5 protein-coding genes are annotated in these 14,335 nt (G+C 60.7%); 1 reads left to right on the forward strand and 4 read right to left on the reverse strand.

All coding sequences use genetic code 11. The features are described from left to right. Positions 1–267: 267 nt before the first annotated feature. The 3 genes from DFS28_RS24535 to DFS28_RS24545 are packed head-to-tail and all read right to left on the reverse strand — an operon-like array spanning position 268 to position 5,190. Positions 268–1,644 (reverse strand): HlyD family type I secretion periplasmic adaptor subunit, encoded by a 1,377-nt coding sequence (locus DFS28_RS24535; RefSeq protein ID WP_008153231.1) that lies wholly within the window; start codon positions 1,642–1,644, stop codon positions 268–270. A gap of 9 nt (positions 1,645–1,653) precedes the next feature. Then, a complete protein-coding gene (locus DFS28_RS24540) occupies positions 1,654–3,813 on the reverse strand; it encodes a type I secretion system permease/ATPase (protein WP_111451816.1) in 2,160 nt (719 codons plus the stop codon). 18 nt (positions 3,814–3,831) lie between these two features. Continuing rightward, entirely contained in the window at positions 3,832–5,190 is a 1,359-nt protein-coding gene (locus tag DFS28_RS24545; RefSeq protein WP_111451817.1) for a TolC family outer membrane protein, read from the reverse strand. Between the two features lie 592 nt (positions 5,191–5,782). On the opposite strand from DFS28_RS24545, the gene DFS28_RS24550 reads away from it, so the two are divergent. After that, positions 5,783–12,391, forward strand: coding sequence for a retention module-containing protein (locus tag DFS28_RS24550; RefSeq protein WP_111451818.1), 6,609 nt, complete (start codon positions 5,783–5,785; stop codon positions 12,389–12,391). Positions 12,392–12,656: 265 nt separating this feature from the next. Here DFS28_RS24550 and DFS28_RS24555 read toward each other — a convergent pair whose 3' ends face one another. Then, the gene (locus DFS28_RS24555) at positions 12,657–14,108 is read right to left on the reverse strand and encodes a hypothetical protein (RefSeq protein WP_111451819.1); all 1,452 of its coding nucleotides are present in this window, start codon (positions 14,106–14,108) and stop codon (positions 12,657–12,659) included. Between the last annotated feature and the right edge of the window lie 227 nt (positions 14,109–14,335).

Raw genomic sequence — 14,335 nt, forward strand, 5'->3', positions numbered from 1 at the left:
GAGCGAGCCTGCTCGCGATAGCGGTAGAACAATCACAGAAAATCCCAGCAGAAACTATCTCCCACAGTTGACCGAGTTCCTCCAGGAGAAATGCGATCCACTGTGGGAGCGGGCTTGCTCGCGAAGACGGTAGAACAATCACAGAAAATCCCAGCAGAAACTATCTCCCACAGTTGACCGAGTTCCTCCAGGAGAAATGCGATCCACTGTGGGAGCGAGCCTGCTCGCGATAGCGGTAGAACAATCACAGAAAATCCCGGCCAGAGACTAACGTTCGCGCATCGCCTCGGTCCGGGCTTTAAGCACGGGTTTAAGCAAGTAATCCAGCACGCTTTTCTCCCCGGTGATGATGTCCACCGTCGCCACCATTCCCGGAATGATCAGCAACGGTTTCACATCCCCGCCCAAGTGATTCTTATCCGTCCTCACCTGAATCAGGTAGAAGCTGTTGCCCTTGTCGTCCGTAATCGTGTCCGCCCCAATCAACTCCAGCTTCGCACTCAACCCCCCATAAATTGTGTAGTCGTAAGCACTGAACTTGACCATCGCTTTCTGCCCCGGGTGCAGAAACGCCACGTCCTGCGGCCGGACCTTGGCTTCGATCAGCAAGTTGTCTTCGATGGGCACGATTTCCACCATGTCGCTGCCCGGCTGGACCACGCCGCCGATGGTGTTGACCTTCAGCACTTTGATAATCCCGTGAACCGGCGACACCACCGTGGTGCGGGTCACTCGGTCATCGATAGCAATGCTCGTTGCGGTGATTTTCGACAGATCAGTGCGTTTTTCATTGAGCTCCTTCGCCGCGTCGGAGCGGAAGGATTGTTCGGACTCATCAATCTTGCTTTTGATCTCATTGATCGCCGATTCCGCACGGGGAATCGCCAGGGTCGTGGCGTTCAATGAACCGCGAATCTCCACCGCGCTGCGTTTGAGTCGCAAAATCTCCACCGGCGAAACCGCCCCGGTGCCCACCAGCGGCGTGGACATGTTCATTTCTTGCTGCAGCAACGCCAGGCTTGAACTGAATTGGCCCTGTTTGGAGCGGAACTCTGCCAGTTCCTGGGATTTTTGCCGAAGTTGCTCACTCAAGGTGCGCTGTTCGCTGGCCAGTCGACGTTGCCGTTGTTCGTACAGCGAGCGTTCGTCCTCGGCCACTTGCGGCGCCTTGGCGATCACTTCGGGGGACAGTTTGAACGGCCGGCCTTCCGCCTCGGCCGACAGACGTTCGACCTGCGCCGTCAGTGCATAGCGATCCGCCTCGCTTTCGCCCTTGTTCGACAGAAATCGAGTGTCATCGAGGCGCAGTAAGGTGTCGCCCTTGTTCACCATTTGCCCCTCGCGAACGAAAATCTCAGTGACGATGCCGCCCTCCAGGTTCTGGATCACTTGGATCTTGCTCGACGGGATCGCCTTGCCTTCGCCCATGGTCACTTCCTGCAGCACCGCGAACTTGGCCCAGACCACCGCCGTGATAATCAGCGCAGCCGCCAGCCACACGGTGATCCGCGACCAGCGTGGTGAGTCCTGCAACGAGGCGCCGGCGGTTTCCGGCATGAATTCGCTTTCGGCGCTTTTGCTGAAACTGCTGAAGTAGCCGCGCGGCTTCGAATTGGACGAGGTGTCGGATGATGAACGGGCCATGGCTAGCTCCTAGACAGCCGCAGAGCCGACACGGCCCTTGCGCAGTGCATCGATGACCACTTCTTTCGGACCGTCGGCGACGATCCGCCCGTTGTCCAGCACCACCAGGCGATCCACCAGGCTGAGCATCGAGGTACGGTGGGTCACCAGCAACAGGGTTTTGCCCTGGACCCAACGATGGAGTTTTTGCCGCAGGATGTCTTCGCTGCTGTTGTCCATGGCGCTGGTGGGTTCGTCGAACAACATGATCGGCGGATCCAGCAACAAGGCGCGGGCCAGCAACACCGCCTGGCGTTGCCCGCCGGACAGCAGTTGTCCGCGTTCACCCACTGGCCGGTCGAAGCCTTGCGGATGCTGACGCGCCAGCTCGGTGACACCGGTCAGTTCGGCGACTTCGAGCATCCGTGAATCGCTGATGTAGCGTGCGCCGAGGGTCAGGTTGTCGCGCAGGCTGCCGGCCAACAGCGGCAGGTCATGGGCGACGTAACCGATTTGCTGACGCAGGTCGGCGACGTCCAGTTGCCGCAGGTCCAGGCCATCGAGCAGCAGCTGGCCTTCTTCCGGCGCGTAGAAACCCATGACCAGCCGCGCCAGCGTACTTTTGCCAGAGCCGCTGCGACCGATGATGCCGATCCGCTCACCGGGTTTCACGCTGAAGCTGATGTTGGCCAGCGCCGGAGCGTTCTGGCCGTTGTAGTGGAACGTCACGCTGCTGACGTCTATCGCACCTTGCAGTTGCGTGCGTTCAAGCGGCCGTTGTTTGGCGTCGCGTTCCTGGGGCAAGGACATCAGCGCATCGGTGCTTTTCATGGTCAGTTGCGCTTGCTGATAGCGTGTGATCAAACCGGCAATCTGCCCCAGCGGCGCGAGTACCCGGCTGCCAAGCATGTAGGTCGCGACCAGCGCGCCGACGCTGAGGTTGCCGGCGATGATGCTGTAGACCCCGGCGACGATGGTCGCCATGCCACAGAATTGCTGGATGAACAGCGTGCCGTTGGTGGCCAGCGCCGAGAGGTTGCGCGCATGGCTGTCGAGGCGGGTGAGGGCGCCGTGGGTGCTTTCCCATTTGTGCTGGCGTTCGCTTTCGGCGCTGCACGCCTTGAGGGTTTCCAGGCCGCCGAGGGTTTCGATCAGCAGCGCCTGGCGTTCGGCGCCGAGGGTCAGGCTTTTCTGTACGGTATCGCGCAGGCGCACCTGGATCACCATCGCGAAGAGGATCGTGATCGGAAACGCCAGTAACGGAATCACCACCAGCCAGCCGCCGAGCAGGCCGATCACCACCAGCATCAGCACGGCAAAGGGCAGGTCGATCAGGCTCGTCAGCGTTACGGCGGTGAGGAATTCCCGCAGGCCCTGGAAGTCATGGATGCTTTGGGCGAAACCACCAATGGTCGCCGGCCGCGCTTTCATCGACATGCCAGTGATGCGTTCAAACAGCGTGGCCGAAAGGATCACGTCGGTTTTCTTCCCGGCGGTGTCCAGCAGGTGCGCGCGCACCACCCGCAAGACCAGTTCGAAACCGGTGCCGATCAGCAAGCCGATGGACAGCACCCACAACGTCGACGTGGCCTGGTTCGGCACCACCCGGTCGTAGGTCTGCATGACGAACAGCGGCACCATCAGCCCCAGCAGGTTAATCAGAAAACTCGCCAGAATTGCGTCGCTGTACAGCCACTTCGACAGCTTCAAGGTGTCGCGAAACCACGCCTCAACCCGCGGCACCAGCGGCGAACGCAGGTCTTCGAGTTCATGCCGTGGCCGCGCGAACAAGGCCTGGCCACTGTAATTTTCGGTCAGTTCGTCCGTGCTGACCCATTGTTCGCCGCCGTCGGCTTCGCTGGGCAATATCAACAACTGCCCGTCATCGCCGATGCGTCGCAGAATGGCCGTACGGCCGTTGTTGAGGATTAGCATTACAGGCAGGTTGAGGACGGAAATGTCCGCCAGATCACGGCGCAGCAATCGCGCCTGCAAACTGGCCCGGGCCGCTGCGCGAGGCAGCAGGTCCAGGCTCAAGCGTTGTTTGTTCAGGGGCAGTCCGGCGCTCAGGCTGGCGCGACTGACCGTCGCGCCGTGGAGTTTGCAGAGGATCAACAGACCGTCCAGAAGCGGGTCATCGAAGCTCAGACGCGGATCGACACCGATGTTGCCGGATTCCATGCTGGTCACATTGATCTCTCCACAGGCCTACTTCAGTTCAGGCAAACGGGCTTCGTTTTTTACTTCCGTGGAGGCGATCGCATCGGCGGGCAACACCACTCGTTGTTTGCTCAGCAACTGCCCCATGTTCGCCAGCACGCGGTACATCGAGAACTCCTCGGTGTAGCGCACTTCGGTGTAGCGGCGGTTGGCGTTGTAGAGCTCGTTTTCACTGTCCAGCAGGTCGAGCAGGGTGCGTTGGCCGAGGCCGAACTGGTCCTGATAGGCCACGCGCACGCGTCGGCTGGTGTCCGCGTATTCGCGGGCGGTCGGGGTTTGTTTCTTGGCATTGACCATGGCGTTCCAGGCCAGGTGAATGTTCTCGTTGAGTTGGCGCAGGGCATTGTTGCGGACGTCCATCGCCTGGTTGATCAGGTGCGCATCGGAGGCCAGGCGAGCCTTGTCGCTGCCACCGCGGAACAGGTTGTAGTTCATCACTATGCCGACTCGCCATTCGTTGTCGTGGCCTTCATCGCCCTGCACGTTGTTGTTCGCACCCACGGCGGCTTCGGCGTCGAAGCGAGGGTAGAACGGCGACTTGGCAACTTCGTACTGGCTCTCGGCCGATTGCACATCGGCCTGGGCGGATTTCAGGTACGGGTTGTTTTCCACCATGCTTTGCTGGGCTTCCTGCAGGGTGGCGGGCAGTTCGCCGCGGGTCGAGGGCGGGGCTTCGAGTTCATCGGGCAGGCGCCCCACGACGGCGTAGAAGTTCGACTCGGCATCCGCCAGATCGACTTCAGCGGTATCGAGGTTGTTTTGTGCCAGTGCCCGGCGAGCGACGGACTGGTCGGAGTCGGCGGTGCTGCCGATACCACGCTGGGTGCGCAGACCGATCTGATCGTTGACCCGCATGTGAGCTTGCAGATTGTTCGTGGCCAAAGTCACCAGTTCGCGGCGCTTGAGCACTTCGAGGTAGACCTCGATGGTGCGCAGGGCCAGATCCTGAGCGGTGCCCTGCGCGTAATAGGCCCGGGAGTTGACCACGCCTTTAGTGCGCTGGACTTCGTTCGAGGTGTTGAAACCATCGAAGAGCATCTGCCGCAGACGCAATTCCGATTGGGTGTAGGTCAGAATTTCGGTGTGGTGATTACCTAATGCCCGGGTGTTGGTGTTATCGCTGTACCCGCGCCCGTAGGCGGCATTCAGATCAACCGATGGATAAAATCCTCCCTTGGCGACTTTCACTTGTTCATCGGCCGAGAGGCGGCTGTCCACTCGAGACGCCAGCTCCGGGTGGGTCGCGATGGTGCTCTGGATTGCCTCCGTCAATGACATGGCTTGAGCCTGAGAAGCGCAGGCCATGGCCAGCAGAATTGCGCTGCAGAGGGGGGTTAATACGCGCATGGGTGCCTCTCCCTGATTCCTAATGGTGCTTATTAGTCGCCAAATATTTGACGGCATTTATAGTGAAAACCGTTTCATGCTTGTAACAACACAGCTAAGAACATTCTAGGGAAAACCATAGAAGAATTTTTCATAAGGCTTATGCCAAAAAAAACTTATGCGCTCTGCAAAATCCAGCACATTGTTCACTCCGAAAGCCCTTGATTTACGAGCGTTATGGCGCTCGGCGGGGCTTGAGGAAAGTTCCAGACCACATATCGACATAGGGCGGGGAAGTGCTGGAGGGGAGGGAAGCGGACGGTTTTAAGGTGACGGTTTTTTGTCACCTTGGTGGATCAAAGCCGTTACGCATCGCTCAAAGGGTGACGTATTGCGAAAGTGGATCCCGATGCCATTGATTGCAGAGGGTTTTTATCCCGCAGCAGACACGTTGCCCGCGAGCGGCACGCTTGGCGAGAACGGCGCCAGGGCAGCGGCTTACTTGAAGTAACCGCTGCCAGCAGGCGATTCCGCCAGGCAACCCGTTGAAGCCATGAGCACGTTCTTCGCAAAAACAGGATGCCGACAGCGGTTGGCAGCGGAGGAAGTGCACATGGCTACGCTCATCGGTATTGTCAGTAAGGTCATTGGTCAGGTGTTCGCGGTTGCGGGCGATGGCACCCGACGCGCGCTGGTCGAGGGGGACCGGTTATTCGCCGGCGATCAACTGGTCACCGGGGCCGAAGGCGCGGTGGCGGTTCATCTGCACAATGGCCAGGAACTGACACTTGGGCGTGGCAGCAGTATGGAGATGACGCCTCAGTTACTCGCGAATCAGGCACCTCATGTAGACACCGCTGAAGCGGTGACACCGACTCAAGCGCAACTGACCGATGTCGAACAACTGCAAAAAGCGATCGCTGCCGGCGATGACCCGACCCAGACTGCTGAAGCTACGGCGGCCGGACCGGGTTCGACCGGCGCACCTGGTGCACTGGGCGGCGGCCACTCGTTTGTCATGCTTGAAGAGGTGGGCGGGCGGGTCGATCCGACGATTGGTTTTCCTACCGCAGGCTTCAACGGCATTCCCGAATTTCCCCTGGGGCGGCTGGCCGGAAACCCGGACAACGGCGATAACGGTGCAGGCGGTGCAGGCGGTGCAGGTGGTGCAGGTGGTTCGGATGGTGCAGGTGGTTCAGGAGGGACAGGCGTTCTTCCTGTGACACCGGATGTTCCTGTTGTTCCTGTTGTTCCTGTGACACCGATTGTTCCTGATGTGCCGAACAATCCGGTGACCCTCACCGGCCTGTCGGTAGCAGGGGGAGAAATGACCGTCAATGAGGCCAACCTGGCCGACGGTTCGGCCCCCGACCCAGAGGCACTGACCAAGACCGGCACGTTCAGCGTGTCTGCTCCTGACGGGCTGACCAGCCTGAGCATCGCAGGGGTCAACGTGATCAGCGGTGGCGTTGCCGCAGGCTTCCCGCAATCGATCACTACCCCGTTGGGCAACACCCTGACCGTCACCGGCTACAACCCGGCCACGGGGGTTGTGAGTTACAGCTACACCCTCGTCGACAATGAAACCCATCCGACCGGTGACGGCGCCAACAGCATCACCGAGAATCTCGACGTCGTCGCCACCGATACGGACGGCAGTTCGGCGACCGGGCAAATCAACGTCAACATCGTCGATGACCTGCCGACCGCCAACCCCGACTCGACCGCGGTTGAGGAGGGCGGCATCGTCAGCGGCAACGTGCTGTGGAACGACGTCGCCGGTGCCGATGGCCCCGCCGCAGGGGGCGCGGTGCTCGGCGTGCGTGCCGGTTCCGACACCTCGACCTCAGCCGTTGGCGGCCTCAACACTCAGATCAATGGCACCTACGGTTACCTGACGCTGGACGCCAACGGCAACGCTGAATACCACAGCAACCCGAACGCCGTGAGTGGCCCTGGCGCGACGGACACGTTCACCTACACCGTGCGCGATGCCGACGGAGACCAAAGCACCACCACCATCACCATCGACGTGCATAACTGCAGTATCAGAGCGGTCAGCGACAGCGACGTGACCGTCTACGAAAAAGCCCTCGACCTGAACCAGGACGGCCAGGATCTGGCGCCCGGCACCGTCACCGGCAGCCTGCCGGGCAACACCGGCGAAACCGCCAGTGGCACGCTGGTCGGCTCCGTCACTGGTGCCACCGGCGCGATCACCTACACGCTGGTCGGCAGCGCCACCGGCACCTACGGGCAAATCCTGCTCAATCCCGATGGCTCCTACACCTACACCCTGACGTCGCCGGCCAGCACCACGCCGCATGCCAACGACGGGCCGAACACCCTGAGCGAAAGCTTCACCTACCAAGCCACCGATGCCCTGGGCAACAGCACCACCAGCACCATCGTGGTCAACATCGTCGATGACCTGCCGACGGCTCATGCCGACGAGGCTTCGGTCGCCGAAGGCGGCATCGTCAGTGGCAACGTGTTGTGGAACGACGTCGGCGGCGCCGATGGCCTCGCCGCCGGAGGCGCGGTGCTCGGTGTGCGTGCCGGTTCCGACACCTCGACCTCGGCCATCGGCGGCCTCAACACTCAGATCAATGGCACCTACGGTTACCTGACGCTGGACGCCAACGGCAACGCCGTCTACCACAGCAACCCGAATGCCGTGAGCGACCCTGGCGCGACCGACACGTTCACCTACACCGTGCGCGATGCCGACGGTGACCAAAGCACCACCACCATCACCATCGACGTGCACAACAGCTGCATCATGGCTGTCAGCGACAGCGACGTGACCGTTTACGAAAAAGCCCTCGACCTGAACCAGGACGGCCAGGATCTGGCGCCCGGCACCGTCACCGGCAGCCTGCCGGGCAACACCGGCGAAACCGCCAGTGGCACGCTGGTCGGCTCCGTCACTGGTGCCACCGGCGCGATCACCTACACGCTGGTCGGCAGCGCCACCGGCACCTACGGGCAAATCCTGCTCAATCCCGATGGCTCCTACACCTACACCCTGACGTCGCCGGCCAGCACCACGCCGCATGCCAACGACGGGCCGAACACCCTGAGCGAAAGTTTCACCTACCAAGCCACCGATGCCCTGGGCAACAGCACCACCAGCACCATTGTGGTCAACATCGTCGATGACCTGCCGACGGCTCATGCCGACGAGGCTTCGGTCGCGGAGGGCGGCACCGTCAGCGGCAACGTGTTGTGGAACGACGTCGGCGGCGCCGATGGCCTCGCCGCCGGGGGCGCGGTGCTCGGCGTGCGTGCCGGTTCCGACACCTCAACCTCGGCCATCGGCGGCCTGAACAGCCAGATCAATGGCACCTACGGTTACCTGACGCTGGACGCCAACGGCAACGCCGTCTACCACAGCAACCCGAACGCCGTGAGCGACCCCGGCGCGACGGACACGTTCACCTACACCGTGCGCGATGCCGACGGTGACCAAAGCACCACCACCATCACCATCGACGTGCACAACAGCTGCATCATGGCTGTCAGCGACAGCGACGTGACCGTCTACGAAAAAGCCCTCGACCTGAACCAGGACGGCCAGGATCTGGCGCCCGGCACCGTTACCGGCAGCCTGCCGGGCAACACCGGCGAAACCGCCAGTGGCACGCTGGTCGGCTCTGTCACTGGAGCCACCGGCGCGATCACCTACACCCTGGTCGGCAGCGCCACTGGCACCTACGGGCAAATCCTGCTCAATCCCGATGGCTCCTACACCTACACCCTGACCTCGCCGGCCAGCACCACGCCGCACGCCAACGACGGGCCGAACACCCTCAGCGAAAGCTTCACCTACCAAGCCACCGACGCCCTAGGCAACAGCACCACCAGCACCATCGTGGTCAACATCGTCGATGACCTGCCGACGGCTCATGCCGATGAGGCTTCGGTCGCCGAAGGCGGCATCGTCAGTGGCAACGTGTTGTGGAACGACGTCGCCGGTGCCGATGGCCTCGCCGCCGGGGGCGCGGTGCTCGGTGTGCGTGCCGGTTCAGACACCTCGACCTCAGCCGTTGGCGGCCTCAACAGCCAGATCAATGGCACCTACGGTTACCTGACGCTGGACGCCAACGGCAACGCCGTCTACCACAGCAACCCGAACGCCGTGAGTGGCCCTGGCGCGACGGACACGTTCACCTACACCCTGCGCGATGCCGACGGTGACCAAAGCACCACCACCATCACCATCGACGTGCACAACTGCAGTATCAGAGCGGTCAGCGACAGCGACGTGACCGTCTACGAAAAAGCCCTCGACCTGAACCAGGACGGCCAGGATCTGGCGCCCGGCACCGTTACCGGCAGCCTGCCGGGCAACACCGGCGAAACCGCCAGTGGCACGCTGGTCGGCTCTGTCACTGGAGCCACCGGCGCGATCACCTACACCCTGGTCGGCAGCGCCACTGGCACCTACGGCCAAATCCTGCTCAATCCCGATGGCTCCTACACCTACACCCTGACCTCGCCGGCCAGCACCACGCCGCACACCAACGACGGGCCGAACACCCTCAGCGAAAGCTTCACCTACCAAGCCACCGACGCCCTAGGCAACAGCACCACCAGCACCATCGTGGTCAACATCGTCGATGACCTGCCGACGGCTCATGCCGACGAGGCTTCGGTCGCCGAAGGCGGCATCGTCAGCGGCAACGTGTTGTGGAACGACGTCGGCGGCGCCGATGGTCTCGCCGCCGGGGGCGCGGTGCTCGGTGTGCGTGCCGGTTCCGACACCTCGACCTCAGCCGTTGGCGGCCTCAACACTCAGATCAATGGCACCTACGGTTACCTGACGCTGGACGCCAACGGCAACGCCGTCTACCACAGCAATCCGAACGCCGTGAGCGACCCCGGCGCGACCGACACGTTCACCTACACCGTGCGCGATGCCGACGGTGACCAAAGCACCACCACCATCACCATCGACGTGCACAACAGCAGCATTCTGGCGGTCAGCGACAGCGACGTGACCGTCTACGAAAAAGCCCTCGACCTGAACCAGGACGGCCAGGATCTGGCGCCCGGCACCGTCACCGGCAGTCAGCCGGGCCTCACGGCTGAAACCGCCAGTGGCACCTTGGTCGGTTCGGTCAGCGGCGCGGTCGGCGCAATCACCTACACCCTGGTCGGCAGCGCCACTGGCACCTATGGCCAAATCCTCCTCAATCCCGATGGCTCCTACACCTACACGCTGACGTCGGCGCCAAGCACCACGCCGCACGCCAACGATGGCGATAACACCCTGAGCGAAAGTTTCACCTACCAAGCTACCGACGCCCTGGGTCATTCCACCACCAGCACCATCGTGGTCAACATCGTCGATGACCTGCCGACCGCCAACCCCGACGCGGCCTCGGTAGTGGAGGGCGGCATCGTCAGCGGCAATGTGCTGGCGAACGACTTCGGCGATGCCGATGGAGGTGGGGTGGTCGGCGTGCGTGCCGGTTCCGACACCTCGACCTCGGCCATCGGCGGCCTGAACAGCCAGATCAATGGCACCTACGGTTACCTGACGCTGGATGCCGCGGGCAACGCGGTCTACCACAGCAACCCGGACGCCGTGAACGGTCCCGGTGCGACCGACGTGTTCACCTACACCTTGCGCGATGGCGATGGCGACGAGCGGACCACCACCATCACCATCGACGTGAACAATAGCTGCATCATCGACAACGGCGGCGACCAGGCCCCAGTCATTGCGAACGCGCCACCCGTGGCAGTCGATGACCACATCATCACCAACGTGCTGTCGGACCACATCGTGGTACCGGAGGAGTTGCTGCTGGCCAATGACACCGATGCGGATAAGGATCCGCTCACTGCATCGCCGACCTCATTCAATACCGGCTGGATTGCCAAAGGCGCGGACTTCACCGGCACCAATCAAAACTTCAGCTTCACCGGCGGTAACGAGCAGGCGGTGACCCTCGCCCGCAGTGCATTCGTCGCCAACACGACAGCCATGACGGCGGTGTTGGTCGTCAGCGGGGCGCTGGGACCGGTCAACAACACATACGCTGAGGACCGCATCACCATCGACCTCAAACAGGGTGAAACCCTTAACCTGGATCACAATCTGCCGGCCGATCATGTCGCCATGGAGTACTCAATCAACGGCGGCGCATGGATCACCCTCGCGGACGGGCAAACCCTCACCGCAACGTCGGACAGCACCTACCAGATCCACATTACCAACATCGACAACCCTGGCCCGGGCAACAGCGGGAATGGGGCGGAAAACTACCAGTTGACCATGACCGTCGACTACGCCGGAGCCCACGACATCACGCCAGATGCCCACGGCACCTATGCCGCCAACGACAGCCATGGCGGCAGCGACAGCGGTGCCGTAACCATCACCTATCAGGATGGCCACACCCTCACCGGCACGGCGGGCGACGATGTACTGGTGGCGGGCCCGGGTAACAATGTGATCAATGCCGGCGACGGTAACGACGTACTCACAGCCGGTTCCGGCAACAACGAAATGCACGGCGACGCCGGCAACGACTTGCTGTACAGCGGTGCGGGCAACGACCTGCTCGACGGCGGCACCGGCGTCGACACCGCGAGCTATGCCCACGCCACGGCCGGGGTTACGGTCAATCTGGGCGTGCTGGGTGCGCAGAACACGGCGGGCGCCGGGACCGACACCCTGACGGCGATCGAAAACCTGACCGGTTCAAATTTCAACGACAGCCTCACCGGCGACAACCACAGCAACATCATCAACGGCGGCTTGGGTAACGACATGCTCAACGGTGGGGACGGCGACGACTTCCTCATTGGCGGCCTGGGCAACAACACCCTCACCGGCGGCAGCGGTGCCGACACTTTCCAGTGGCTCAAAGGCAACAGCGGCCACGACGTGGTCACCGACTTCACGCCGGGCATCGACAAACTCGACCTGTCGCAACTGCTGCAAGGGGAAAACAGCACCGCGGCATCGCTGGATGATTACCTGCACTTCAAAGTCACCGGCAGCGGCGAATCACTGGTCACCAGCATCGACGTCAGCGCCATGGCGGGCGCCGCGCCGAACCAGACCATCGACCTGGCGGGTGTGAACCTGGCCAGCCATTACGGCGTAACGCCGGGGGCGGGTGGGGTGATTGCCGATGGGCACGATACGGCGACGATTATCAACGGGATGTTGAATGATCATTCGTTGAAGGTGGATACCGTGTGATCTGAAGGCAGTAACGACAAAGCCCGCCATTCCTGCGAAAGGGGTGGCGGGTTTTTTATTGTCCCTCTGCGCGACGGCTGCGATCTGATGGACATGATTGGGTGACGGTTGCGGGCGCAGATGGCGTGATAAACAAAAACGGGCGACCTCAGAGGAGGCCCGTTTTTTTTGGTTGATACCTGCTGCACCCTCAGGGCATGAAGCGACAGACCACGATTGATATCGTGGTCCTGTCCCTGGATTTGGTCAGATTAACCTGACCAGATCAGGTAGCCTCCTTAAAGGTGGCGGCAGGCAACTTGAACGCTTGCGACTCCACCCGCAGTTTGTAAATCTCGCCTGGCCCCCCGCCACCCTCGAGCAAAATAACGTCATAACTGATGGTCACGGTCTGGTTCAAACAGAGCATCACGATTTCGTTACTGATCTGGAATTCGATCGGTTTACCCTTGTTGTCTTCGTCGATGATTTTGTGAACTAACTCATCGGCGACACCGTCATCGCTGAGCCACCATATTTGAATAGAATCGCCAGCATTCACGGAACTGTTGAAAGGAATCTCGACGGTAGCGCCGTTTGGCGCGTTGGCCGGGTCGAGTACGTCATCAACTGCTTCCTGTACTTTTGCCGGGCCAAACTTGAACGCTTGCGACTCCACACGCAGTTTGTAAATCTCGCCTGGCCCCCCGCCACCCTCGAGCAAAATAACGTCATAACTGATGGTCACGGTCTGGTTCAAACAGAGCATCACGATTTCGTTACTAATCTGGAATTCGATCGGTTTACCCTTGTTGTCTTCGTCGATGGTTTTGTAAACTAACTCATCGACGACACCGTCATCGCTGAGCCACCATATTTGAATAGAATCGCCAGCATTCACGGAACTGTTGAAAGGAATCTCGACGGTAGCGCCGTTTGGCGCGTTGGCCGGGTCGAGTACGTCATCAACTGCTTCCTGTACTTTTGCCGGGCCAAACTTGAACGCTTGCGACTCCACACGCAGTTTGTAATCCTCGCCTGACACCCCCTTGTCATTCTCGAACAACCTAATCTCATAACTGATGGTCACGGCCTTGTTCAAACTGGCCATCACGATTTCGTTACTAATCCGGAATTCGACTGGTTTACCCTTGTCGTCTTCGCTGATGAATTTGTGCTCTAACACATCGACGACACCGTCATCGCTGAGCCACCATATTTGGATAAGCTCGGCATTCTCGGGAGGGGGGGGAATCTCGACGGTAGCGCCGTTTGGCGCGTTGGCCGGGTCGAGTACGTCATCAACTGCTTCCTGTACTTTTGCCGGGCCAAACTTGAACGCTTGCGACTCCACACGCAGTTTGTAATCCTCGCCTGACACCACCTTGTCATTCTCGAACAACCTAATCTCATAACTGATGGTCACGGCCTTGTTCAAACTGGCCATCACGATTTCATTACTAATCCGGAATTCGACTGGTTTACCCTTGTCGTCTTCGCTGATGAATTTGTGCTCTAACACATCGACGACACCGTCATCGCTGAGCCACCATATTTGGATAAGCTCGGCATTCTTGGGAGGGGTGGGAATCTCGACGGTAGCGCCGTTTGGCGTGTTGGCCGGGTCGAGTACGTCATCAACTGCTTCCTGTACTTTGGCCGGGCCAAACGGTTTTCCTTGCGCTTCGCCAAGGGTGTGGTCAGGGATTGCGGTGTTTTTTGGACGTTGGATGAGCATGGTGAAGACTCCAATCTGGGGGGGACGGAGTGATTAAAGTCCGAAGCTGGGGCGGTGGCTACTGTCATAAATAACAGGTGAGGGGTAGATTCAGACGGGCGGTCGTGTGAGGCAGCCAGTCATGCTCTCAATCATTGCTGCTCCAACACAAACTCATCCCCTCAACTGCCATCAAGCGAGTGTATTGTCTGCTGGGTATTGGCCTCTGCAAGCAGAGCGCCCATTGT

It is taken from the genome of Pseudomonas sp. 478 (genome assembly GCF_003254125.1).
Classification (GTDB): domain Bacteria; phylum Pseudomonadota; class Gammaproteobacteria; order Pseudomonadales; family Pseudomonadaceae; genus Aquipseudomonas.